The organism is Sphingobacteriaceae bacterium, from assembly GCA_016715905.1.
In the GTDB taxonomy this organism is placed as follows: domain Bacteria; phylum Bacteroidota; class Bacteroidia; order B-17B0; family Aurantibacillaceae; genus Aurantibacillus.
In genome coordinates this window covers 154,624-178,442 of sequence record JADJXI010000007.1, presented here as the reverse complement: position 1 = coordinate 178,442, position 23,819 = coordinate 154,624, and the positions used below count along the sequence as shown (strand labels likewise).

The 23,819-nt window shown below is 34.4% G+C and carries 20 protein-coding genes; 10 read left to right on the top strand and 10 right to left on the bottom strand.

Annotated elements, in window-relative coordinates; translation table 11 throughout:
* Positions 1-100: 100 nt before the first annotated feature.
* The gene (locus tag IPM51_11100) at positions 101-1,246 is read right to left on the bottom strand and encodes a 5-(carboxyamino)imidazole ribonucleotide synthase (protein MBK9284845.1); all 1,146 of its coding nucleotides are present in this window, start codon (positions 1,244-1,246) and stop codon (positions 101-103) included.
* 62 nt (positions 1,247-1,308) lie between these two features.
* Here IPM51_11100 and IPM51_11095 point away from each other — a divergent pair, with 62 nt between their 5' ends.
* From IPM51_11095 to IPM51_11085, 3 genes are read left to right on the top strand one after another with little or no spacing between them, the layout of a single operon-like run.
* On the top strand, positions 1,309-3,348 hold the full coding sequence (locus tag IPM51_11095; protein MBK9284844.1) for a T9SS type A sorting domain-containing protein: 2,040 nt from the start codon (positions 1,309-1,311) through the stop codon (positions 3,346-3,348).
* A 13-nt stretch (positions 3,349-3,361) separates the two neighbouring features.
* Entirely contained in the window at positions 3,362-3,757 is a 396-nt protein-coding gene (locus IPM51_11090; protein MBK9284843.1) for a hypothetical protein, read from the top strand.
* A 26-nt stretch (positions 3,758-3,783) separates the two neighbouring features.
* On the top strand, positions 3,784-4,200 hold the full coding sequence (locus tag IPM51_11085; GenBank protein ID MBK9284842.1) for a nucleoside deaminase: 417 nt from the start codon (positions 3,784-3,786) through the stop codon (positions 4,198-4,200).
* A gap of 469 nt (positions 4,201-4,669) precedes the next feature.
* On the opposite strand, the gene IPM51_11080 is transcribed toward IPM51_11085, so the two are convergent.
* From IPM51_11080 to IPM51_11055, 6 genes are all read right to left on the bottom strand, one after another.
* A complete protein-coding gene (locus IPM51_11080) occupies positions 4,670-5,101 on the bottom strand; it encodes a CHAP domain-containing protein (protein MBK9284841.1) in 432 nt (143 codons plus the stop codon).
* Between the two features lie 17 nt (positions 5,102-5,118).
* Entirely contained in the window at positions 5,119-6,171 is a 1,053-nt protein-coding gene (gene rfbB / locus IPM51_11075; GenBank protein ID MBK9284840.1) for a dTDP-glucose 4,6-dehydratase, read from the bottom strand.
* 101 nt (positions 6,172-6,272) lie between these two features.
* Positions 6,273-7,754, bottom strand: coding sequence for a hypothetical protein (locus IPM51_11070; GenBank protein MBK9284839.1), 1,482 nt, complete (start codon positions 7,752-7,754; stop codon positions 6,273-6,275).
* Positions 7,755-7,777: 23 nt separating this feature from the next.
* Positions 7,778-9,070, bottom strand: a complete 1,293-nt coding sequence (locus IPM51_11065; protein MBK9284838.1) for a nucleotide sugar dehydrogenase — start codon at positions 9,068-9,070, stop codon at positions 7,778-7,780.
* Positions 9,067-10,113, bottom strand: coding sequence for a Gfo/Idh/MocA family oxidoreductase (locus IPM51_11060; GenBank protein MBK9284837.1), 1,047 nt, complete (start codon positions 10,111-10,113; stop codon positions 9,067-9,069). Before IPM51_11060 ends, IPM51_11065 begins: the two co-directional genes overlap by 4 nt.
* Positions 10,114-10,119: 6 nt before the next feature.
* Positions 10,120-10,704 (bottom strand): N-acetyltransferase, encoded by a 585-nt coding sequence (locus IPM51_11055; GenBank protein ID MBK9284836.1) that lies wholly within the window; start codon positions 10,702-10,704, stop codon positions 10,120-10,122.
* Between the two features lie 132 nt (positions 10,705-10,836).
* Here IPM51_11055 and IPM51_11050 point away from each other — a divergent pair, with 132 nt between their 5' ends.
* The 4 genes from IPM51_11050 (at position 10,837) to IPM51_11035 (ending at position 16,492) form a co-directional block, all read left to right on the top strand.
* A complete protein-coding gene (locus IPM51_11050) occupies positions 10,837-13,515 on the top strand; it encodes a YfhO family protein (protein MBK9284835.1) in 2,679 nt (892 codons plus the stop codon).
* A gap of 116 nt (positions 13,516-13,631) precedes the next feature.
* Complete coding sequence (trxA, locus tag IPM51_11045; protein ID MBK9284834.1) at positions 13,632-13,949, top strand: thioredoxin; 318 nt, start codon at positions 13,632-13,634, stop codon at positions 13,947-13,949.
* Between the two features lie 91 nt (positions 13,950-14,040).
* Complete coding sequence (fumC, locus tag IPM51_11040; GenBank protein MBK9284833.1) at positions 14,041-15,438, top strand: class II fumarate hydratase; 1,398 nt, start codon at positions 14,041-14,043, stop codon at positions 15,436-15,438.
* Between the two features lie 229 nt (positions 15,439-15,667).
* Positions 15,668-16,492 carry a universal stress protein gene (locus tag IPM51_11035; protein ID MBK9284832.1) on the top strand — a complete coding sequence of 275 codons (825 nt, stop codon included), beginning with the start codon at positions 15,668-15,670 and terminating at the stop codon, positions 16,490-16,492.
* A gap of 88 nt (positions 16,493-16,580) precedes the next feature.
* On the opposite strand, the gene IPM51_11030 is transcribed toward IPM51_11035, so the two are convergent.
* A complete protein-coding gene (locus IPM51_11030) occupies positions 16,581-17,270 on the bottom strand; it encodes an ABC transporter substrate-binding protein (protein MBK9284831.1) in 690 nt (229 codons plus the stop codon).
* A gap of 31 nt (positions 17,271-17,301) precedes the next feature.
* Here IPM51_11030 and IPM51_11025 point away from each other — a divergent pair, with 31 nt between their 5' ends.
* Both IPM51_11025 and IPM51_11020 read left to right on the top strand, forming a co-directional pair.
* Positions 17,302-18,198 (top strand): DMT family transporter, encoded by an 897-nt coding sequence (locus IPM51_11025; GenBank protein MBK9284830.1) that lies wholly within the window; start codon positions 17,302-17,304, stop codon positions 18,196-18,198.
* A complete protein-coding gene (locus IPM51_11020; protein MBK9284829.1) occupies positions 18,191-19,060 on the top strand; it encodes a YicC family protein in 870 nt (289 codons plus the stop codon). Before IPM51_11025 ends, IPM51_11020 begins: the two co-directional genes overlap by 8 nt.
* Before the next feature lie 74 nt (positions 19,061-19,134).
* Here the strand turns inward: IPM51_11020 and IPM51_11015 are convergent, their stop codons facing one another.
* Positions 19,135-19,632: a GNAT family N-acetyltransferase gene (locus IPM51_11015; GenBank protein ID MBK9284828.1), complete on the bottom strand. Its 498-nt coding sequence runs from the start codon at positions 19,630-19,632 to the stop codon at positions 19,135-19,137.
* A 5-nt stretch (positions 19,633-19,637) separates the two neighbouring features.
* Here IPM51_11015 and smpB point away from each other — a divergent pair, with 5 nt between their 5' ends.
* Positions 19,638-20,105: an SsrA-binding protein SmpB gene (gene smpB / locus IPM51_11010; GenBank protein MBK9284827.1), complete on the top strand. Its 468-nt coding sequence runs from the start codon at positions 19,638-19,640 to the stop codon at positions 20,103-20,105.
* Between the two features lie 23 nt (positions 20,106-20,128).
* Here smpB and IPM51_11005 read toward each other — a convergent pair whose 3' ends face one another.
* Positions 20,129-23,812, bottom strand: coding sequence for an ATP-binding protein (locus IPM51_11005; protein MBK9284826.1), 3,684 nt, complete (start codon positions 23,810-23,812; stop codon positions 20,129-20,131).
* Positions 23,813-23,819 lie beyond the last annotated feature (7 nt).

Genomic DNA, 23,819 nt, shown 5'->3' with positions numbered 1-23,819 from the left:
AATTATATATTTTATTTTTAATCGCAAAAAACTCCTATTTTGATTCTATCTAATTTAATAAAAAATTTTTAATTAGACGAACGGAGTTATTTAATATTTCTTAAATGCTCGAAACAACCTTCAAAATCTCCTTTACCATTGTAGCTTTTTTCTTGGCCTTAAGCAGATCTGCATCTACAATAGTAACATGACCCATCTTGCGAAATGATTTGGTGTTGGCTTTACCGTATAAATGTATATGAACTCCGCTAAATTTTAAAACATCTTCCATGCCCTGATAATGTGCAACACCTTCGTGTCCGTATTCTCCCAATAAATTAAGCATAACTCCTGCCTGCACCGAATGGGTGTCGCCAAGTGGCATGTTTAAAATCGCCCTCCACATTTGTTCAAATTGTGAGGTGATGTTTGCTTCTATAGTGTGATGTCCGCTATTATGTGGTCTGGGCGCCATCTCATTCACCAGTATTTTTCCGTCTTTGGTTAAAAACATTTCTACAGCCAGTAATCCAACAATATTTAATTTTTCTGCTATTTCCTGAGCAATAGATAGCGCTTCTTTTTCAATGGATTTTTTAATATTAGCCGGACAAAATAAAAATTCAACCAAATTGGCTTGAGGATTAAATTCACATTCCACCACCGGAAAACATTTTATTTCGCCGCTTTCGCTTCTGGCAACAATTACTGATAATTCTTTTTCAAACGGCACAAGACGTTCTAAAACACTGGGTTCATCAAAGGCTTTTTCAATTTGATTTAATGCGGCAAGTTTAATTACACCTTTACCATCGTATCCGCCCTTTCGTAGTTTTTGAAAAAAAGGAAAGAAATCGGCGTATTTGCTAATTTGTTCTCTTTTCTCAACAAGAAAAAAATCAGCGCTTGGAATATTGTGGCGCTGATAAAACATTTTTTGAGTTCCTTTGTCTTGTATTAATTCAATGATATCCGGTTGAGGATAAATTTTTACTCCTTCTTTTTCCAATTTACGTAAAGCATCGGTATTTACGTTTTCAATCTCTATGGTTACAATATCCTTATCTTTTCCAAAATCATATACTGTATCAAAATCAGTTAAACTTCCGCATGTGAATTTTTTACACAGTAATTTACAAGGTGCATTTTTATCGGGGTCAAGTACTGAAATTTGCAGATTATAATCAATACCGCTTTGTATCAGCATTCTGCCCAGTTGCCCGCCTCCTAATATGCCAATATTTAGTTCCTGTATTTGTTTATTCATGGTGGTCGAAAATGTAAAATTAGTTAAAGTTAATTTGATTATATTTAAATTTTAAAATTCATATGAAATATTATCTAAATCTGGTCTTTTCAATGCTCATTTTGAATGTTTTTGCCCAGGAACCAAAAACTTGCGGAATGTTGGATGCTTACGAAAAGCTATTTAAAACCAATCCGGAAGCTAAAGCTCAGTTTGATAAGATTATTCAGCAGCAAACAACCAACAATTTGCAGGCGAAACCCAGCGCAGTTGCTTATACCATTCCTGTGGTTTTTCATGTATTGCATAAAAATGGAAGTGAGAATATAAGCGATGCTCAAATCCAAAGTGCCATTACCATATTGAATAGAGATTTTCGCAAATTAAACGCAGATACAACCAGTATTGTCACTGAATTCAAAAATTTGGCAGCCGATTGTGAAATTGAATTTCGTTTGGCCACTAAAGATCCTAACGGGAATTGTACTAATGGAATTACCAGGCATTATGATGAAAATACCAACTGGGACACAGACCAAAGTAATTATATTTATACTTGGCCGGCAAATAAATACTTGAACATTTATGTGGTGAGAAGTATATCCGGAGGTGGAGCGGCAGCATTTACTTTTTTACCCGGCTCGGTTCCCGGTAATATGGATGCTATAGTTTCCTTACACGGTTATGTTGGCAATATTGGCACCTCCAATAATTTCAGTTCAAGAACACTTACTCACGAGGTTGGACACTGGTTAAACCTGCAGCATACATGGGGTTCAACCAATAATCCCGGCGTTTCCTGTGGAGATGACGGAGTAGGAGACACGCCTCTTACTAAAGGATTTACCAACTGTAATTTGGGTAATGCGATAGTATGTACCCCCGGAATTAAAGAAAATATTCAAAATTATATGGAATATGCTTTTTGCAGCAGAATGTTTACTTACGGACAAAAAACTAGAATGCACAATGCTTTAAATAGCAATGTAGGCGGACGTGATAATCTTTGGACCAACGCCAACTTAATAGCAACAGGAGTGGTAAATCCTACATTAAATTGTGCGCCTATTGCATCGTTTCTTCAAGCCGGTACCATCACCTGCGTTGGATACTCTTTAGGTTTTTATGATCACAGTTATAATGCCCCTATTAATAATTGGGAATGGAGCAGCAATTTATCGGCTCCGGTTTCCACCTTACAAAATGGTATTTTAACGTTTACGGGTTCAGGTTTAGCAGATATTAAATTAAAAGTAAGCAATGGAAATGGTAGTGATAGCAGTATAAAACAAGTGGTAACGGTTCTCGCCAATGCAACTACATCAGGGAATATTAATTTGTCGGAAGGTTTTGAGAATATTTTTCCAACAAATAATTGGATAGTGTCTCAACCAACTCAAGGAAGTTCCTTTGTGCAAACCACATTAAGCGCAGCAAGTGGAAGCTCATCGGCCTGGATAAATAATTATTTCGATAACCCAAATGCTCCGGTATTGATTTTTTCTCCGGGTTTAAATTTTCAAAATCAGGTAAGTGCACAATTAAGTTTTAAATATGCGTATGCGCAACAAACTTCCGGCAATAATGATCGCTTAAGAGTTTTAATCAGCAACGATTGTGGCTTTAATTGGACCCCACTTTATTCAAAAACGGGTGCGGCATTGAGTACTGCAGGTGTTCCGGTAACATCACCTTTTATGGCTCCGGCCTGGAACTGGAAAACCGAAAATATTGATTTATTGGATTATTCGGGTAATCCGCAGGTTCATATACAATTTGAATTTACACCGGATATTAACGGACCCGGAAATAATTTTTTTATTGATGATATCAATTTAAATGCAATAGTGGGTTTGTCTGAAATTCAATTAGCAAATACCTCACTACAACTTTTCCCGAATCCAACTTCCTCAAATCTGTATTTGCATAACAAAGAAAATATTTTATTAAGTTCTTATCAGATTATGGATGTAAGCGGAAGAGTTTTAGCGGAAAACAAGATTGAAAGTCGCGAAAACAAAATTGAGATCAATGAAATTGATAAATTAAGCGCAGGAGTTTATTTTATAAAAATAAAATCTGCACAGGGCGCTTTGTTGAAGAAAATTGTGAAGCAAGATTAAAATTTAGGCTACTATGAAGTTCTGGCACAGATTAAAATTATACGGAATAGGATTTGGAATTGGATTATTAATTGTTTACTCCATGTTTGGTACCCGAAGTTGCGTTACCCCCAATGAACAAAAAATGCAGGAATTGGTTTATCAGCAATTTCAATTATCGGATAAAGCCAAATGCAAATTAAATTACCTCAAGAAAAATGAAATGTTGGTGAAAGTGGAATTAAGACATTTTGAAGTGAATTATGAGGTAAGTAATGTACATCAAGAACCTTGTGGAGAATATTATATTCAACCCAAAGAAGAATTTGCCTCACAATACAATTATAAGTTGATTATTAATGACTGCGATACCATCAGTCGTATTGATGATATAAGTATAACCACAGCCAATACCTGCACTTGTCAATAGCTCCCTTATATACCCACGATTATTTCATGAAAGAAGCGCTTAAAGAAGCGCAAAAAGCTTATGAACTGGATGAAGTGCCTATTGGTGTAGTTATTGTTGCTGAAAATAAAATAATAGCCCGTGGTCATAATTTAACCGAGCGTTTGAACGATGTTACAGCACATGCCGAAATGCAGGCCATTACTTCCGCAGCCAATGCCATTGGGGGTAAATTTTTAAATGAATGTACGGTGTATGTAACACTTGAACCTTGCGTAATGTGTGCAGGAGCATTAAAGTGGAGTAGGGTGGGGACTATAATTTACGGCGCTAGCGATAAAAAATTTGGATATAGTATTTATAGCACCGAATTATTACATCCAAAAACAAAAGTAATCTCCGGTATTTTAGCGGAAGAAAGCGAGACCTTATTAAAATCTTTTTTCGCTTCCAAAAGGAAATAAATTTATCCAATGAATCCTCAACCATCGTTGGGATTTTATTAAATAATCTGATTCACGATTCAGCACCTTGATTGAACGTCTGCAGCAATGGAGATGTCCGGTGGCTGAGTTTTCCGTTGTGGCGGAGAAGCCACCTAAATTAAAATTATTTTGTCAGGTCGGGTAGAGCAAGAGTTTTCGGTATGCTAGTATTGAGACCCTTTTTTCTTTACTTTTTGTCGCGCAAAAAGTAACAAAAACGCTTTAATCTTTTGAGGAGATTTTTCCTTTTGCCTGTTTTAAGAAAGGAGCAAAAGGAAAACCAACGCCGGTTTGCGCTTCACTTTCTTAACGCCTAATCACCATACTGTTTTGCGCAAACCGCTGTTTATCTCTACAAAAGATTAAATAAAACTCGAAATCATTCCGGCCTCAAAGAAATTCAGTAGTATTTGCCATTTCTATTTTTTAAACAAGGAAATTTAAAGATTTATTTAGGTCGGTACGCCTCGGCTTTACCTTTTACAATATAATCCAGTTGTATGGTAATCGTATCCACAGTACGCTTGTTATTGAAATTCTGATGGATTAGCGTGATTTGTTTTTTAGTAGATGCATAAACAATGGCCGTGTGTTTAGGAAAGCTCATGCTTCCATAAGGAAACTTTAATTTGGTATTGGTGAATTGAATAATATCACCGGGTTGCGTACTTTGAATATTAGTTTTAGTTCCGAAATCGTAAGGTGAAGTCCATTGTGCCCCGGCAGCATTCAAAGCGGCATTGGCTAAATCCCAACACTCCCCCCGGTCTACTTTTTTATTGAGATTTTGTTTAGCGAAATTGAATACTTTTTGTGGTACGGTTTGGGAGAAACTGTAAGTAAATGAAAAAATAAAAATGATTACAATTTTCCGATGCATAATTCTAAACCTTAAAATCAACGCTTCACATATTGCGCTTCGTAGTAATTGGCATAATTACCTGAAGTTACATTATTCAACCATTCTTCATTTTGCAAATACCAATCTACGGTTTGATCCAGTCCTTCTTCAAAAGTTACGGATGGTACCCATCCCAATTCATTTTGTAATTTGCTTGCATCAATCGCATAACGTAAATCGTGGCCTGCTCGGTCTTTTACAAAGGTGATTAGTTTTTCATTGGTACCAACGGCTCTGCCTAATTTTTTATCCATCACTTTGCATAATAATCGAATCACATCAATATTGGTCCACTCGTTATGTCCGCCGATATTATAAGTGCTTCCGGGTTTGGCTTTATGAAAAATGGTATCAATGGCAGTAGCATGGTCTTTTACAAAAAGCCAGTCGCGCACATTTTCGCCTTTACCATAAATGGGCAAGGGTTTGTTGTTTTTAATATTATTAATACAAAGTGGAATTAGTTTTTCAGGGAAATGATTAGGACCATAATTATTGCTGCAATTGGAGATAAGGGCCGGCAATCCATAAGTATCATGATAAGCCCGCACAAAGTGATCGCTGCTTGCTTTAGAAGCCGAATATGGACTATGCGGATCGTAAGCAGTAGTTTCCACAAACATTCCGGTTTCACCTAAGGCACCATAAACTTCATCCGTACTTACATGATAGAATAATTTAAAACCATTGGGGTTAGCTTTATGTAAAACTTTAGCTGCATTTAATAAGTTAACCGTACCAATTACATTAGTCATGACAAACTCAAGCGGATTGGTAATGCTTCGGTCAACATGACTTTCAGCTGCCAAATGAATAACCGCATTGTATTTTTCTTTTTCGAAAAGGGTATTGATGAAGGGAGCATCGGTAATATCACCTTTAATAAAGGTGTAATTGGGTTTATTTTCAATATCCGTTAAGTTGGCCAGATTACCGGCATAAGTTAAGGCATCGAGGTTGTGGATAGTGTAAGTTGGATATTTATTGACAAATAAACGAGCCACGTGTGACCCGATAAATCCGGCTGCTCCTGTAATTAGAATCTTCATTTTAATGCTTTTATTTTGTAAATTTAGGATAAAATCGCGTGGATGAAAAAACTTTTATTTTTTCTTTTTGGGGTATTAGGGTTTATTAACTTAATGTGAAATCACTCCGTTAAAATCAACTGGTCAAATCTTCGTGTTTTTCCTTTATCTGCGGTAATAATAATTTTATTTCCGGAGTTTAATTTCTGAATATCGGAATATATATTAAAGTCCCAATCAACATAAGTATAAATATTATCTCTTTCCATAATTCCTCGTTCATCAATGCCAATTCTAACCAAAATGGCCGCATTATCCATTACGCTTTTGTAATTTTTTGGAGCGTAAAATCCAATATCCGGATAATGAATAATATTATCCTTACGATCAAAATAAAACAGATGCATTTTTTCGGCTACCACAATTTCAAATCCCATTTTGGATTCCAGCACATTATTGCCGGGAATAATCTGCATCCATTCGGGTTTACCTTGCGTATATTTTAAAACGATGATTTCATTCCGCGCAGCAATTTTCCCGTTTTTAAATATTGCGTGAAATTTAATGGCATAAATACTTCCCTTAAAACTAAATAAACTATGATGTACATAATTTTTAGAAGCACAAAGGGTATTTTTAGGACCTTCCAGTTTAATTGTTTTATTTTTGTATTTATAATTTAGTTTATTTCTTAATCGTTGGTTTAAATCATCAAAGCAACTGTCTTTTAATACTAAAGTATTTGCATCATAACGGAGCAGAAAAAAACCATTTACCGGCAAATCATTCATTTCTTTGTTTTTTCCAATGCCGGGTATAAATTCACCCGTACAATACAATTGGTTGTTAATTATTTTAAGTACAGGTTCAAAAATAGTTTTTTTAGCATTCGGCAATAACTGCTGTTGGTCATTCTCTTTTTTGCCTGTGCAAATTTTTAATCGGAAATGATTTTGCTTATCGGTATTTAAAACATAAAGTATTCCTTTATCATCGCCAAGCCATTGCCGAATGGATTGGCGCGAACTGTCTGTTTCCACATAAACCCAGTTGCGGATAGAATTTTCTGTTGCATAAGAAGCGATTTTAAAATCGTATTCGTTTTTAGGATGAAGTGATTGAATAGTGTATAACACGTTTTCTGATTCGCTTGAAATAATTTTCCAAACGCTATGATTAATGGCGTGATCAAATAATACACTGTCTAATCTTTCTTCCTGATTAATTTCTATACCATAATCAGCTGAGTAATATTTTTTGAGTAAAACGGCCTTTTTGTTATCATTTTCTTTAATTTCAAGATAAAGCGCAATTTTATTATTGACATAATTGGCAAATAAAAGCTGCGTCTTCCAGTTATCCCTGTAAAATATTTCTCGGGTATAAACCGGCGCTTGTGTGGAGTAGGTGATTTTACTTAAAAAACAATGACCTTGTTTAATATTGTTTTTATTGTTGATGATAAAAAAAGCGGAAGTGTCTCCTTTGATGTAGAAATCATCCTCGGTTTTTGATGGTGTAGAAAATTCTTCACCATTAATAACCTGTATTTGCTGGCTTTTTAATTGTAGAGCAAGAAAAAAAAATATGAATAATATTCGCATGCCCTTTTTTTTACCGGAATGGCTTACAAGCTCCAGTAATTTAATTTCTTTATTTTGTTCTTATAAATGCCCTTCACGTCAACCACTATACCTTTTTTGGAGAGAATACCTTCAAAAAACTTTTCGTTTAGGTTAATGTATTCTTTGTGATTAACAGCTACAATCACACCATCATAACTTTTGCCTAATTTATTTAAACCAAAACCATATTCGTGTTTTAATTCCTCATGATCAGCATGTGGATCAACAATTTCAACTTTAACACCAAAGCTTTTTAATTCTTTTACTATATCAGCCACTTTGCTGTTTCTGATGTCGCTCACATCTTCTTTAAAAGTAGCGCCCATCACCAATACTTTTGATTTGGCTATATTTTTGTGTGCTGCAATAATTTTTTTAACGCAGGTTTTGGCTACATAAAATCCCATGCTGTCATTCACATAACGGCCGCTATTGATGACGCGGGCATGATAGCCCATTTCTTCTGCTTTATAGGTTAAGTAATAGGGATCAACGCCAATACAATGTCCGCCTACTAAACCCGGGTAAAATTTCAAAAAATTCCATTTGGTTGCTGCAGCTTCCAAAACGTCGTAAGTATTAATTCCTATGCGGGAAAAGATAATAGAAAGCTCATTCATTAATGCAATGTTTACATCGCGTTGTGTGTTTTCAATAATTTTAGCAGCTTCAGCTACTTTGATACTTGGAGCGCGATGTGTGCCGGGTTCAACAATAATTTCGTAGGTATTAGCAATAACCTCTAAACTTTCTTTATCACAACCGCTAACAATTTTTAGTATTTTGGTGATGGTATGTTCCTTATCACCGGGATTAATTCTTTCAGGTGAGTAACCTACTTTAAAATCTTTTACAAACTTTAAACCACTTTCTCTTTCTAAAATCGGAATACAATCTTCCTCGGTACAACCCGGGTAAACTGTAGATTCATACACTACATAATCTCCTTTTTTTAAAACTTTTCCTACGGTTGTAGATGAACTGATTAGTGGTTTTAAATCGGGTAAATTATGCTCGTCAATTGGAGTGGGTACAGCTACAATAAAAAATTTCGCTTTTTTTAAATCTTCCAGTTTGTGCGTGAAAGTGATATCGGAGTTTTTAAAATCTGATTTAGTAAGTTCCTGACTGGGATCAATTCCTTTTTTCATCAGGTTTACTCTTTTTTCATTGATATCGAATCCAATCACCTTTACTTTTTTGGCAAAGGCCAATGCAATGGGTAAACCCACATATCCTAATCCGATTACGGCAATGGGAGCTTCTTTCTTTAAAATTTTTTGGTATAAGTTCATAATTTTATTTTTGCTTTAAGTACTGAAGATTGACGGTGTGCATAAATTCTTTCAATGATTTCAACCACCTTTAAACCTTCTAATGCATTTGTAGTAATTTTTTTTCTTCCTTTTATGGTGTCGATAACATTTTCAATTACACTGTGGTGATTATTGGCCGAACCTTTGTACGCGCCATAATCATTAGCCGGATTGGTTTCTGCTAACACCGGCATTTCATAATTTTTAATATTGCAGGTTTCTATTTGATCCATGTATTGTCCACCAACTTTAATACTTCCATTACTTCCTATTATGGTAAGTGATGATTCTAAATTTTTATCATACACAGAAGTTGAATAATTAATAGATCCCATTCCGCCATTAATAAAATCGAAACTCACAAATCCGCTATCTTCAAAATCGGTTGTTTTTTGATGATTAAAATCGGCAAACTTGGCTTGAATATTATCTATATCACCAAATAACCAAAATAGAATATCTATCCAGTGACTGAATTGCGTAAATAAAGTCCCTCCATCTAATTCCTCGGTTCCTTTCCATCCACCGGGTTTATAATAGCGCTCATCTCTGTTCCAATAACAATTTAATTGTACCATGTAAATATCACCCAGAATTTTTTTGTCCATTACCTCTTTTAACCAGGCGCTTGGAGGTGAGTAACGGTTTTGCATAACACAAAACACATTTTTATTATGTTGAAGTGCTCTGAAAATAATTTTCTCACAATCACTTTTGCTCAAGGCCATTGGTTTTTCTACTACCACATGTTTATTATGGTCTAAAGAAAGTAATGCATTGGAGCAATGTAAACCATTGGGTGTGCAAATATTGATTACTTCAATTTCAGCATGATTAAGCAGCATTTCTTCAGCGCTGTTATAAAACTTTTCTTTCAAATCATTTAAACCTAATTCTGCAGGTGTTCTAATATCGCAAACGGCAACTAAATTACATTCCGGATTTCTTCGAATCATTTCGGCATGTCTTTTGCCAATATGTCCCTGGCCGATTACAGCAAAATTTATTTTAAGATTTGACATACTTTTTTAGCTAATACGTGTTACTTTATTATCGCTTAATTTATATTGTTGTTGGCTTTCTTTGCAAGTAGCCAATCCGTTTTTATCAAATTCCAGTTTATGACCATACTCGCTCATCCATCCGGTTTGTCGTGCAGGATTACCAACTAACAGTGCATAATCCGGAACGTTTTTAGTTACCACCGCTCCCGCGCCAATAAAAGCAAATTTACCAATATCGTGTCCGCAAACTATGGTAGCGTTCGCACCAATAGAAGTTCCTTTTCCTACATGTGTTTTTGCGTATTCATTTTTTCTGTTAACTGCGCTACGCGGATTAATCACATTAGTAAATACCATGCTTGGCCCTAAAAATACATCATCATCGCAGGTAACGCCGGTATAAATGGAAACATTATTTTGAACTTTTACGTTATTACCTAGAACCACTTCCGGAGAAACAACCACATTTTGGCCAATGTTGCAGTTTTTTCCTAAAACACAGTTGGGCATGATGTGTGAGAAGTGCCATATTTTTGTACCTTCTCCAATAGTGCAACCCTCGTCAATAACAGCCGAAGCATGGGCAAAATAATGTTGAGATCCGCTCATAAATTAAACTATGCAAAAATAAGAAATTAGCCCTGATGGCAAAAAGAAATATGAGTGCAATAATTGATATATTTGGGCTTTAAATAAGTGATTTTTTGAATCGTATTTATTCATTTAAACCATAAAAACCGCATGAAACCGGATTATAAAAAATTTCTACCCTATTTAGTTGCCATTGTATTGTTTGCTATTTTAACCTTGGTTTATTTTAAACCCTTGTTGAGTGGTAAGGAATTGAAGCAGGACGATATTGTTCGACACAGAGGGATGAGCAAAGAAATAGTTGATTACCGGGCAAAGCACAGCAATCAAGAGCCACTGTGGACCAATTCCATGTTTGGAGGAATGCCGGCCTATCAAATTTCAACTGCGCATCATGGTAATTTAATCAGCAAAATTGATGCGGCGTTTAAATTGTATCTACCACATCCGGGAGGATATTTGTTTTTGTACTTTCTTGGATTTTTTATTCTGTTACTTTGTTTTGAAGTGAATCCCTGGTTGGCCATTGCCGGTGCCTTGGCTTACGGATTAAGTTCTTACTTTTTAATTATTATTGAAGCCGGACATAATTCAAAAGCCAATGCATTAGGTTATTTGCCGGCATTAATTGGAGGAATTGTTTTATTATTGAAGGGACGTTATTGGGTGGGTTTATCCATAACTGCATTATTTTCTGCACTTGAACTAAATGCCAATCACGTTCAGATTACGTATTACGGATATATTTTAATAGGCGTAATTTTAGCTGGAGCTGCTTGGCAAGCTTTTAAACAGAAAAGTTTGAAAGAATATGGCAAAGCAATAGCCTTTTTTCTATTAGCTTCACTATTGGGAGCATTACCCAATGCCGGAAATTTAATGACTACCAATGAATATGGTAAATACAGTACCAGAGGAAGAACTGAGTTAACAATAGACTATAATTCTATACGTGCAGCGCGTTCAAAAGCAGTAAGTTTAGATGGTTCTGCAAATAACAATGAATCTGGAATAACAACACCCGGAGTTGATCCGGCTGCCAAAGAAAGAAGAGAAAAAAACACTACCAGTGGATTGGATAAAGATTATGCGACCAATTGGAGTTATGGGATTGGAGAAACTTTTACATTTTTGATTCCGGATTTTAAAGGAGGTGCTAGTGGTTACATTGGACAAAGTGATCCGAGTGCTTTGAAAAAGGTAAATCCTGAATATAGAGAAATGGTTTCGGGTAGTAATTCTTATTACGGCGATCAACCCTTTACGAGTGGTCCGGTTTACATTGGGGCAATCATTGTTTTTTTAGCGGTGCTCGGTATGTTTGTAGTTCAAAATCCATTAAAGTGGCCGATTTTTTTCGGAACCCTTTTGTGTATTGCATTAGGGTGGGGAAGTAATTTTATGCCATTAACCGATTTTTTTATGGATCATGTGCCGGGCTATAATAAATTCAGAGCAGTATCTATGATTATGATTATTCCCGAATTAACGCTCCCTTTGCTGGCTATTTTAGGAATAAACGAGTTATTGAAAAAGAAAGATTGGAACGAATTAATTCAACTTAAAATAATTAAAAAAGCTTTAAGTATAAAAAAACTAGTATTTATTGCATTGATTGTAGTGGGTGGATTTTGTTTAATTAGTTACTTAATGCCTGATGCTTTTAATCGATTTACCGCAATGGGGGAAGAAGATCAGATGATTAGTTCGGCTTTAGGAGCAGGGCAGGGTAGCGAAGAACAAATAAGAGGAGGAGTTGCTGAGTTAATGCCGCAGATTGAAATTGCGCGTAAAGCTATATTCAAATCTGATGCTATGCGTTCATTAATTTTTATTTTACTCACGTTCGGAGTAATTTATTTGTATTTCACCGGAAAACTAAAAAAAGAATTATTGATTGCGGCATTAGCGATATTTATTACGATTGATTTATGGAGTGTGGATATGCGTTACTTAAATGAAAAATCATTTATTACCAAAGCGCAAAACCAACAATTAATAAGTGGAAAAACACCAACCGATGACGAAATATTAAAAGATCCGGCGCTGGATTATCGTGTATTAAATATTTCAACCAGTACTTTTAATGATGCTTCCACTTCATATTATCATAAATCTATTGGAGGCTATCATGGAGCCAAATTGAAAAAGTATCAGGAGCTAATCGATTTTCATTTAGATGAAGAGATAAACTTATTCCGAAAAAATGCAGGTAAAGCATTTTCCAGTGATAGTTTAATGGGCGTATTGTTATCCAGATTACGAGTAATTAATATGCTTAATACAAAATACATAATTATTCCAACCGGAGAACGGGAAACGATGCCTTTGGTAAACAATTATGCAAATGGTAATGCCTGGTTTATTAAAAATTTAAAGTTTGTAAACGATGCCGATAGCGAAATTGTAGGTTTATATTTTATTGATCCCAAAAACACCGCAATTGTAAATAATAAATTTGTTAGCGAACAGAATATTAAGAACTCGTACACGGGCGAAGGAGAAATTAAAATGACGAATTATGAACCTAATTATTTAGTGTATGAATCTAATGCCCGTACAAATCAATTCGCTGTATTCTCCGAAATTTATTATCCGAAAGGATGGAATGCTTATGTGGATGGACAGATAAAGCCTCATGCAGCTGTAAATTATATTTTAAGGGGCTTGGAGATTCCTGCCGGCAAACATAAAATTGAATTTAAATTTGAACCGGATACTTATAAAACAAGCAATTCAATTGCTTTGTTAGGATCGGTTATACTCTTTTTAATTGTTTTAGGCGGGATATACTTAGGGTTTAAAAAAGGAAAAAGTAAAAACGCTTAAATTCTCAAATAAACTAAAGTTATTGTTAGTTAAAAGTGAATTATATCTTGTTATACTCTAGCTATTTTTTTACTTTTGAATCGTATTTTTATAATCTTAATTAAGCACAATATATTATGGCATTAGAGTTAAACGACGCAAATTTTGAAGAATTAGTATTAAAAAGCGATAAACCGGTTTTGGTAGATTTTTGGGCAGAATGGTGCGGGCCTTGCCGCATGGTTGGTCCTGTAGTAGAAGAATTAGCTAAGGAATACGACGGTAAAGCCGTTATAGGTAAAGTGAATGTAGATCTTAATTCAAACATCAGCATGAACTACGGAATTCGTAATATACCAACCTTATTGTATTTTAAAAACGGACAGGTAGTTGACAAACAAGTAGGTGTAGCACAAAAATCCGTATTAGCTGCTAAATTGGATGCGCAAATGTAATTTTTAGAAATCGTCAAATTTACCCTGTTTCAGTTTTGGAACAGGGTTTTCTTTTTATATGGAAATAGCTAATTTTAAACAAAATAATATTATGGAATTCAGAATTGAAAAAGACACCATGGGTGAGGTTAAAGTGCCCGCTCATGTATATTGGGGAGCACAAACAGAACGCAGTAGAAATAATTTTAAAATTGGTCCTGAGGCCAGTATGCCCAAAGAAATTATTTATGCTTTCGGATATTTAAAGAAAGCTGCGGCTTTAGCCAATTGTGAATTGGGTGTATTGAGTAAAGAGAAGTGTGATTTAATTTCGAAAGTTTGTGATGAAATAACTGATAAAAAGTTGGATGATCAGTTTCCTTTAGTAATATGGCAAACCGGCTCAGGTACACAAAGTAATATGAATGCCAATGAAGTAATTGCATATAGGGCACACGTGTTGAGTGGAGGAAAATTAAGTGACGAACAAAAAGTATTGCATCCGAATGACGATGTAAACAAGTCGCAAAGTAGTAATGATACTTATCCAACGGCGATGCATATCGCATCCTACAAACAAGTGGCAGAGATTACCATTCCCGGAATGGAAAAATTAAGAGACTCGTTAGATAAAAAAGCAAAAGCATTTCAGTCTATAATCAAAACCGGCCGAACCCATTTTATGGATGCAACACCTTTATCCTTAGGTCAAGAATTCAGCGGTTACGTGCAACAAATTAATAATAGTATAAGAGCATTAAAGAATGCTTTAGAAGCAGTGAAAGAATTGGCATTAGGGGGTACTGCTGTAGGAACCGGATTAAACACGCCAAAAGGATACGATGTAGTAGTGGCTAAAAAAATTGCTGAACTTACAAAACTTCCATTTATAACTGCGCCTAACAAATTTGAAGCTTTAGCCGCGCATGATGCAATGGTTGAATTGAGTGGAGCACTAAAAAGAAGTGCCGTTGCTTTAATGAAAATTGCCAATGATATTCGAATGCTATCTTCCGGACCGAGATGCGGAATTGGTGAAATAGTTATTCCGGATAATGAACCCGGCAGTTCCATCATGCCTGGTAAGGTAAATCCTACACAACCCGAAGCCTTAACCATGGTTTGTGCACAAGTAATTGGTAACGACGTAGCCGTATCTATTGGTGGGTCGATGGGACATTTTGAATTAAATGTTTTTAAACCATTGATAGCTGCTAATGTTTTGCAATCAGCACGATTAATTGGCGACGCATGCGTTTCTTTTACTGAAAAATGCGCAGATGGTATTGAAGCTAATTTACCGGAAATAAAAAAGCACCTTGAAAACTCACTTATGTTGGTTACTGCATTAAACCCTCATATAGGATATGAGAAGGCTGCCAAAATTGCGAAAACGGCGCATAAGGGCAATAAAACCCTTCGCGAAGCCGCCTTAGAATTAGGCTATCTTACTAACGATCAATTTAATGAATGGGTTAAACCCGAAGATATGATTGGTAGTTTAAAGTAATTAATTAATGCCGCTTTATTATAAACCACTCCACAAGAGTGGTTTTTTTTTCGATGAAAAGCCATTTTTTAGATATGAACATTCTAGTTTTAAAAAGTTTCTATTACTTGCTTATTGCGTATCTCATTTAAATCACTAACTTAGCTTTATGTTGATGTTTGTTGATACGACAATTTATTGTATAAATGGTAATATCACTACCTCAACGGTAAACTAAAACTTTCGCTCAATGTCGAGTATTAAAGAAAATGGTATTGTACTGATACCGATTGATTTTTCAAAACAATCTTTATCTGCTATTAAATACTCCTATGCCATCGCCGAGCATACCAAGTCCAAGTTGGTTTTATTGCATGTTTATGCAAATACAAGTGAGTTTAATGCTGGTGAGTTGGAGAAATTAGGCCGCGCAACCGCTGCTGAAAGCAAGTTGGAGGTAGATACCATGAGTGAGAAGGGAGATATATTTGAGATGACGGATAAAATCGCTTCAAAAATAAACGCCAATCTTATTGTTGCCGGTTTAGATACACATGTTAAGTTTAGAAGTTTTTTGGGGAAGAGCTCCGCTAGTAAATTTATAAAAAACGCGCCTTGTCCTGTTATTACCGTTCGTTCTACCAACGCAAATCCAGAATGTAAAAATATTTTGATGCCTTTTGATTTAAGCATGGAGTCGCGCGAAAAAGTACCGGCTGTTATTCAATTGGCTAAATATTTCGGTGGAGAAATACGTATTGTTTCAGTTTTTGACCCGAGCGATCAGAGCTATGAAAACAAATTGCTACCGTACATGAATCAGGTTAAAAAATTCATTAAAGAGAAAAGTTTATCGTGTACTAATAAGTCTATTCCATCTAAAGAAGTGGCCGAAGCTATTGTGGACTATGCAAATAAAAATAAGTGTGATATTATTGTTCAAATGAATAACAAAGACACCAGCTTTGGTGAAATGTTTAGCGGAACGATGAGTCAGAAATTGGTTGAAATCAGTAATGTGCCGGTTTTAACTATAAATCCAATGAAACGTGCCGACATGCCGTTGAGTTATTAATCTAATTTTTCTTTTAATTCTTTCAAGTATTGTGGCAAGTATTTCATTCTGCTTCCATACCAACTAAACATTTCTCCATCTACACTTATTACCTTGGTTTTTTTGATTGCATCTGTAATTGTTGAACATCGGTGTCTTTAAATGGATAGGGTTCTGTTGATAGAAAACAATAATCCACTTCTTTAATTATTTCCTTTTCATCAACTACCGGATATCTTTCCCTGGGGTTAATAATATTTTTAAGTCCGCAGGTTTCTAAAACATTTCCAATAAAGGTATTTCCACCACAGCACATGTAAGGATCTTTCCATATAAAATAGGCCACTTTTTTATTCATAAATAGGTCATTAATTTCATCAATACCTTTTGTAATTTGAATCAACAATTCATTCACTTCTTTTTTTCTTTCACAAATTCTACCTATTTCATGCATCATATTAAAGGCGTCATGTATAGTGTATATATCACTCATCCATACCTTGAAATGTTTTTGTAATTCTTCAATTTGTTCCTTCTCATTTTCTTCCTTATTTCCGATAATCAAATCCGGATTTAAGCTTTTTATTTTTTCTATATCCAATTTTTTTGTTCCGCCAACTCTAGTTACTCCGTTAAACATTTCAGCAGGGTGAATACAAAATTTGGTAATCCCAACCAATTCTCCCTGCAGTCCAATCTCCCATAAAAATTCGGATTGAGAGGGTACCAGAGAAACGATACGACGAGGCTTTGCATGGATGATAATTTCCTTACCTGTTTGATCAATAAATGATGACATAACAAACAAAATTAAGCATATTTGCATTGCTTTGAACACAACTTTTAAAAGTCACCTGGCTCTTTTTATAGCGCAAATTATTTACGCTTTAAACTACTCCATCGCAAAGGGTTTAATGCCTACTTATATTAGTCCATTGGCTCTTGTTTTTCTTAGAGTTATAGGTGCTGCTATATTGTTCTGGTTTATTTCTTTATTTATTCGAACTCAAAAGATTGAAAAAGCAGATTTAAAAAAATTTATTTGGCTTGCCTTGTTCGGTATTGTAATCAATCAAACATTTTTTATTTATGGTTTAAGCTTAACTTATCCAATCAATTCCGCCATTATTATGATTTCAAATCCAATAATTGTTTTTGTTATTACGTTAATAATATTAAAGGAGAAAACAACAATTTTAAAGTCGGCCGGATTAACGATAGCGGCAGCAGGTGCATTTATGTTATTATTGTTTAAAGGGAATTTGGAACTTGGAAGTGAAACCATACTTGGAGATATAATGACATTAATTAACTCATTGTCATTTGCCATATTTATTGTTTGGACAAAACCACTTCTTGTGAAATACGACACCATTTCAGCAATGAAGTGGATGTTTCTATTTGGAAGCATTTTTATGTTACCAATTGGTGGATACGACATCCTTCAAACAAATTGGAGTGGTTTTACCTGGAATGCTGCAATTGCAGTTTCTTTTGTAGTTATTGCTACAACTTTTATGGCTTATCTATTAAATGTATATGGATTAAAAGGGTTAAATCCTTCAGTGGCCAGTATGTATATATACATGCAACCTTTTTTAGCCACAATTTTTGCCATGATGTTAGGAGAAGATAGCCTAAATGCCACAAAAATTTTCTCAGGAATTTTAATTATTTTAGGCCTTTACTTGGTTGGCAAAAAACCAAAAAAAATAAAGTATGATTAAATCAATGACCGGCTTCGGTAAAGCAAGCGCTGAGTTAGAAAATAAAAAAGTAAATGTGGAAGTTCGCTCTTTAAACAGCAAGGGCGCTGATATTAGCATTCGTATATCTTCCATTTACCGGAATTATGAGTTGGAAATTAGAAATGAACTTTCTAAAATGCTGGAAAGGGGAAAGATTGATGTTTCTGTATTTATTGAATCTCAGCAAACCGAAGCTCCTGTTGAAATTAATGTTGCTTTAGCTAAAGCCTATCAATTACAATTAAAAAATTTATCCAAAGAATTGAATGAAAATTTAAATGATAGTATTTATCAGATATTAAAGTTTCCGGATGTAATGAAAACAGAAAGGAAAGAAGCAGATGAAAAAGAGTGGGGTAAAGTAAAGCAATGTATAATTACAGCTGTAGAGGATTTGAATAAGTTCAGGTTAAAAGAAGGGGAAAGTATTCAAAATGATTTTAATGTGCGTATACAGAAAATTGAGGACTGTTTAAGTGAAATTAAGAAATTAGATGTAAAGCGTTTGGACGGAATCAAAAAAAGAATTAAAGGAAATTTAGAAGAAATATTAGGCAAGGATGGATATGATAAAAATAGATTAGAGCAAGAATTGATTTTTTATGTGGAGAAATTAGATATTAACGAGGAGAAAGAAAGATTAAAAATGCATTTGGATCATTTTGTTTCGGCATGTGCAGAGCAATCGAGTGGCAGAAAATTGAATTTTATTGGACAGGAAATTGGTAGAGAAATAAATACAATTGGTTCAAAAGCCAACGATGCTCACATACAAAAATTAGTGGTTTTAATGAAGGATGAATTGGAGAAGATCAAGGAGCAGATCAATAATGTGCTTTGAAATGACGAATTAAGAAGTAAGAATGTCGATCATTTAAGGAAGTATCATTTCGCTCATTCGTCAATCGAACTTCGTCATTTGATTCGGTTCCAAACCATCACAAAATCATCCATCACATAACCGTTGCCAATTTCAAACACTTCCGTTTTCTCTATTGTAAATCCTAATTTGAAATAGAAATTTATGGATTTAAAATTACCCTTGTTTACCGTAAGCGTTATCTTTTTTGGTGATAATTGTTTGTTGAGTGTATTAAATACAAAAGTTCCAATTCCTTTGGCTGCTTTATTTTGATCAACGTAAAATTTATTCAAAAACCAATTTCCCGAACTAACTTCATTTACAGATATGAATCCTATATCTTCTTTGTTTAATTGTATCAGGTAAAACTGATGCAATTTTTCAAGCATTTGTTTCTGAAGAGAGTCCTTGGAGTACATTAAATCCAACATGTAATTAACTTGCGATTCGCCAATAAGAGAAATATAATGTTGTCGCCAAATAAGGTCTGCTAGTAAACTTATGGTGGGTATATCTTCAAGTGAAGCTTTTGATAATTTTACTTCTTGCATTAATAATGGTAAATTTGCTTGTGCCAAAGTTAAGTAATAGCATTCATATAGAAAATCGAAGAGCCAAGTTTGATTTTCAAATATTGGACACCTATACCGCGGGTTTGGTGCTTAAGGGAACCGAAATTAAGTCTATAAGAGAGGGAAAGGCGGCTTTATCTGACAGTTATTGTTATTTCAGAAAAAACGAGCTTTATGTCCGAAATATGCATATTACCGAATATTCTGAAGCTTCTTTTGCCAATCATGAGCCTACCCGTGAAAGAAAACTTCTGCTCAATAAACACGAGATTAATAAGCTGATGAAAAAGATGAAAGACCAGGGTTTAACAGTAGTTCCGTTGAGGTTATTCATTAATGATAAAGGCTATGCAAAGCTTGAAATTGCTTTAGCCAAAGGAAAAAAACAGCACGATAAACGTGAAGATATTAAGAAGAAGGATATTGAGCGTGAAATGAGCAGAAAGTTTTAGAATCTAAAACTATCTTTTAAACTTTACGCCTCCACTTCAGTAACTATACTAGGGAATATACGCACATTACCACTGTCTTCTCTTCTGAACTGATAGGTGTACTTATAATGACTTTCTAATCCTGATTTATTTGGCAATCCATTAATCATCATGATATTTCTATTTTTGGCAAATTTCAATAATTCACGAAGGTAATGGGCTGATATTTGCCCAACCTCATCAATGATACAATGTACTTTGAAATCTGTACTGCTACGATGACTGGATTCTTTAATAAATACATGCAATAAGGTAATGTAAATAATGGCTTTTACCAATATATCGGTTCCGGTGCTTCCAATGCTGTCAATTTTGTGTGTCCATCCGGTTTCATTCATTCCTTCTTTAATATTGAACTTGAGTTCAAATAAATCCTGTAAACGAATTTCTTCCTGTTCTTGTTCTTTTATCGCAATTCTTAACTGCTCCAACAATTTCACAGCGCGTGTGCTTATTTCTCTTTTTTGTCCTGTAGCAAAGTCAGTGTTAAACAATCCTTCATTATAAATTAATCCGTGCTCTTCTCTAAATTCTTCCACTCGTTTTAATAAGCGATATACTTTGTTATCCGACTCTTCAATTTTAATTTTAATAAATTCAATAAGTTTGCTCTCTTCAAATTCAGCTTTCTTAAAATCTTCCGCTATCAAAGCAATGATATGTTGTATTTTATCTTTTTGACCGCTGAGTTCTTTTACCTTGGTGGCGATGCTATCGGTTACTAATCCAATTTGAGTAGCTGTTTCGGCAATCGAAAGTTCAATTTTATTTTCATTTAAAAACGAACGTAAGTTCTGAGCAAATTTTTCATATTCGCTTTGAGTTGCATCATTTCTGATTATAAAATTAAAGTGATTATCTAATCTGAATTTACCGGCAAATTCATTTACATAACGTTGAAAAGCACCATATTCTTCATTAAAATGCGATTCGTTCTTAAGTAACTGACTGCACAAATCCATTATTTTGTAATTGGTACGTTTAGGTTCGGCACGTTCAATTATATCTGCTAATTTATTGTAGAGAGGAGTATCGCGGAAATTGGTTGTGTAAAAGCTCACACCATTATTAAATTCAATCAATTCTTCATCAAATGCTCTTTTTTGTTTTTGAATATCCATTCTTTTCAAATTGAATTTTCGGGTGGCATCTTCTAACTGAATGGTTAAATCGCTGTTGTTTTTTATAAATTCTTCCTTTTTCTGAATATAATCAGGTAATTTATCAAACTTCTCTCGTTTGTCTTTTAAATAATCGAAAACCAATTGAGAGTATTGTTCAATATCTTTTAATTCTTCAGTTATCTCTTTTATTCTGGCTTCTACTTGTTTTAATTGTTTGGAGTCAACTCCTTTATCTTTAAAATTACCTTCTTTTTCTTTTGATAATTCCTCTTCTTTGGCTTCAAACTCTTTTACCTGATTTTTCTTTTCAACCTCCAAATCACTTATTTCACTTTCTTGTCTTTGTTTCAATTCAGCAAGTCGCTCGTCGTTATAAATTTTTAAACGATCAAATTGCGTATTAAAATCGGCGATTAAAACATTTTTCTTTTTATTGAGAATAGACAATTCCTCTTCCACAATATTTAAACGCTGACGATTTCCGCTGAGTGTTTGTTCAATATCTTTTCCGGCTTTTTGTTTCCATTCTTCGAGTTCGCCGGCTAATTTAAGTTCTCTTTTTTCTGCGAGTTCAAGCGAGTAGGTGAGTACTTTAATATCTTCTTTCAGTTCTCCGGCCTGTTTGCCGAATTTATCGGCAGCCAGCATTTTCTCATCTGTATTTGAATTCTGAAACTGATTAAGTGATTCTTCTAAATCTCTGATTTGTGCTAATCGCTCGTTTTTTTCAAATTGATACTCTTCAATGGATTTGGATATTATTTCTACATTTTCCAAATTAAGACTAATTCCATAAAGGGTATTGGCGGTAGATTCACTCAATTCAGGTGTGATATCTGTACGAAATAATAGTTTTTCGTTCACCACTTTTCCAATGGTGTTTTGCCAATCTTTAACATTTTTCTCCAAAAATCCGTAAAAGGCATCGTTTTGCACGTTTAGCTTTTCTTCAATTTCTTTAATTTCATTTTTTATTTTGGCAATTTCATTATTGGTTTGATTTACCCGATTTGCCAAGGATGTTTTTAATCTACTTTCAGTACTTTCCCATTCGCGTTGAATAGTAGCCACAACGTTTTGTTTAATGGCTCTTTCACTTTTATTTTTATAGGTGGCAGCCCTAAGTTCCGCCAATTCGCTTTCCAAACTTTTTATTTCAGTTTCGTACATGCGTGTACTGCGAATTACTTTTTCTTCACTTTTAAGTTCATTGAATTCAATTTGTTTTGCTGTTACTTCCGAAGAAACTTCATCCAGTGCCTCATCTCTTTTGGCCTTTAATTCAGCCTCTCTTTTGCTATACTCGTTTTTCTGCACCAATTGCAATTCATTATAGTGATTGAATGTTTCGCTGGTTTTTGAATTGAGTTTATTGATATAAGCTGTTTTATCGTTTCTGATTTGTTCTATTAAACTGGTAAATTTAAGTTCGATGCTGGAAACGTTGCTGGTTAAACTTTCATATTCTCTACGGGCTATATTCAATTCTACTTGTAATTTATCTCGTTCTGCATTTTTGGCAACAGCCTGATCAATATTTTTGGTTTTGTATTCTTTTAATAATTTATTGGCTTCCCGAATAGTACGGTCGTAATAACCCATTTCTTCGCGATAATTATTTTGTTTAGCGTGTATATTTTCAGTTAACTCCTCATGTTCACGATTTAGCTCTGCTAGTTCCTCTTCCTTTTTCTTAGCTGCATCGCGAATATTATCATTTTGTGTTTCTACAAATCGTAAACTACTGCCTAGTTTATCAGCCAATTCCATTTGCGAACCTTTAAGCATATGAACCTGGTCGTATTTTTTATCAATCATTTCAACCAATTGCGCCGATTCTTTTTTCATGAAGGTTTCAATGTCGATGTATTTTTCATTGAACTGACGTAATTGACGTTCTACCTGTTCTAATTTAATGCTAGAATTTTCTGTGGTTAGCGAGTTTGCGATAAAATCTTTTATAAATCTAGAGTCAATACTGCTTTTAGAAGAAAGAAATACATTGGTAATTGACTTCGGAATATTTTGATACTTTTCATTTCCTTTTAATAAATGAAACTTGGATAATTGTTTGTCGGTTTCAGTTCCGTAAATAATATTACGATATCTTTCAAATGTATCGATTTGATTAGATACAAAAATTCCTCTTTTTTCCAGATTGCCTATGACTTCTTTAATTTTCATGGCTTCATCATTGCTGTTCAAAAAGATATCCGGATTGTACGGTGTATCTACAAAACGAAATACTAATTTGTTATGTCGATAAACCATTACAAAAAAGGCTTTATCTTCTGTTGAAATTTCATAAATCAAATATGAATTTTCGTATCTAAAGTAGTGCTCTTCAAATGATTTTTGAGAGGAGGCAATTCCTAAACCCCTGCTGTTTGCGCTGTAAAAAAATAAGATAGCACGTTGCAAAGATGTCTTTCCAAAATTGTTTGTTCCCACAAAGCAAGTATTACCACATAATTCAATATCGGCGTATTTTACGTTGGCGATATTTATCTCAACAATTCTGTTTAATATTCTTACGTTTTCCATTTTTTAG

Coding starts and splice junctions, on each gene's coding strand:
- IPM51_11100 (MBK9284845.1), bottom strand. CDS start 1,246: ATGAATAAACAAATACAGGAACTAAATATTGGCATATTAGGAGGCGGG.
- IPM51_11095 (MBK9284844.1), top strand. CDS start 1,309: ATGAAATATTATCTAAATCTGGTCTTTTCAATGCTCATTTTGAATGTT.
- IPM51_11090 (MBK9284843.1), top strand. CDS start 3,362: ATGAAGTTCTGGCACAGATTAAAATTATACGGAATAGGATTTGGAATT.
- IPM51_11085 (MBK9284842.1), top strand. CDS start 3,784: ATGAAAGAAGCGCTTAAAGAAGCGCAAAAAGCTTATGAACTGGATGAA.
- IPM51_11080 (MBK9284841.1), bottom strand. CDS start 5,101: ATGCATCGGAAAATTGTAATCATTTTTATTTTTTCATTTACTTACAGT.
- rfbB (MBK9284840.1), bottom strand. CDS start 6,171: ATGAAGATTCTAATTACAGGAGCAGCCGGATTTATCGGGTCACACGTG.
- IPM51_11070 (MBK9284839.1), bottom strand. CDS start 7,754: ATGCGAATATTATTCATATTTTTTTTTCTTGCTCTACAATTAAAAAGC.
- IPM51_11065 (MBK9284838.1), bottom strand. CDS start 9,070: ATGAACTTATACCAAAAAATTTTAAAGAAAGAAGCTCCCATTGCCGTA.
- IPM51_11060 (MBK9284837.1), bottom strand. CDS start 10,113: ATGTCAAATCTTAAAATAAATTTTGCTGTAATCGGCCAGGGACATATT.
- IPM51_11055 (MBK9284836.1), bottom strand. CDS start 10,704: ATGAGCGGATCTCAACATTATTTTGCCCATGCTTCGGCTGTTATTGAC.
- IPM51_11050 (MBK9284835.1), top strand. CDS start 10,837: ATGAAACCGGATTATAAAAAATTTCTACCCTATTTAGTTGCCATTGTA.
- trxA (MBK9284834.1), top strand. CDS start 13,632: ATGGCATTAGAGTTAAACGACGCAAATTTTGAAGAATTAGTATTAAAA.
- fumC (MBK9284833.1), top strand. CDS start 14,041: ATGGAATTCAGAATTGAAAAAGACACCATGGGTGAGGTTAAAGTGCCC.
- IPM51_11035 (MBK9284832.1), top strand. CDS start 15,668: ATGTCGAGTATTAAAGAAAATGGTATTGTACTGATACCGATTGATTTT.
- IPM51_11030 (MBK9284831.1), bottom strand. CDS start 17,270: ATGTCATCATTTATTGATCAAACAGGTAAGGAAATTATCATCCATGCA.
- IPM51_11020 (MBK9284829.1), top strand. CDS start 18,191: ATGATTAAATCAATGACCGGCTTCGGTAAAGCAAGCGCTGAGTTAGAA.
- IPM51_11015 (MBK9284828.1), bottom strand. CDS start 19,632: ATGCAAGAAGTAAAATTATCAAAAGCTTCACTTGAAGATATACCCACC.
- smpB (MBK9284827.1), top strand. CDS start 19,638: ATGGTAAATTTGCTTGTGCCAAAGTTAAGTAATAGCATTCATATAGAA.
- IPM51_11005 (MBK9284826.1), bottom strand. CDS start 23,812: ATGGAAAACGTAAGAATATTAAACAGAATTGTTGAGATAAATATCGCC.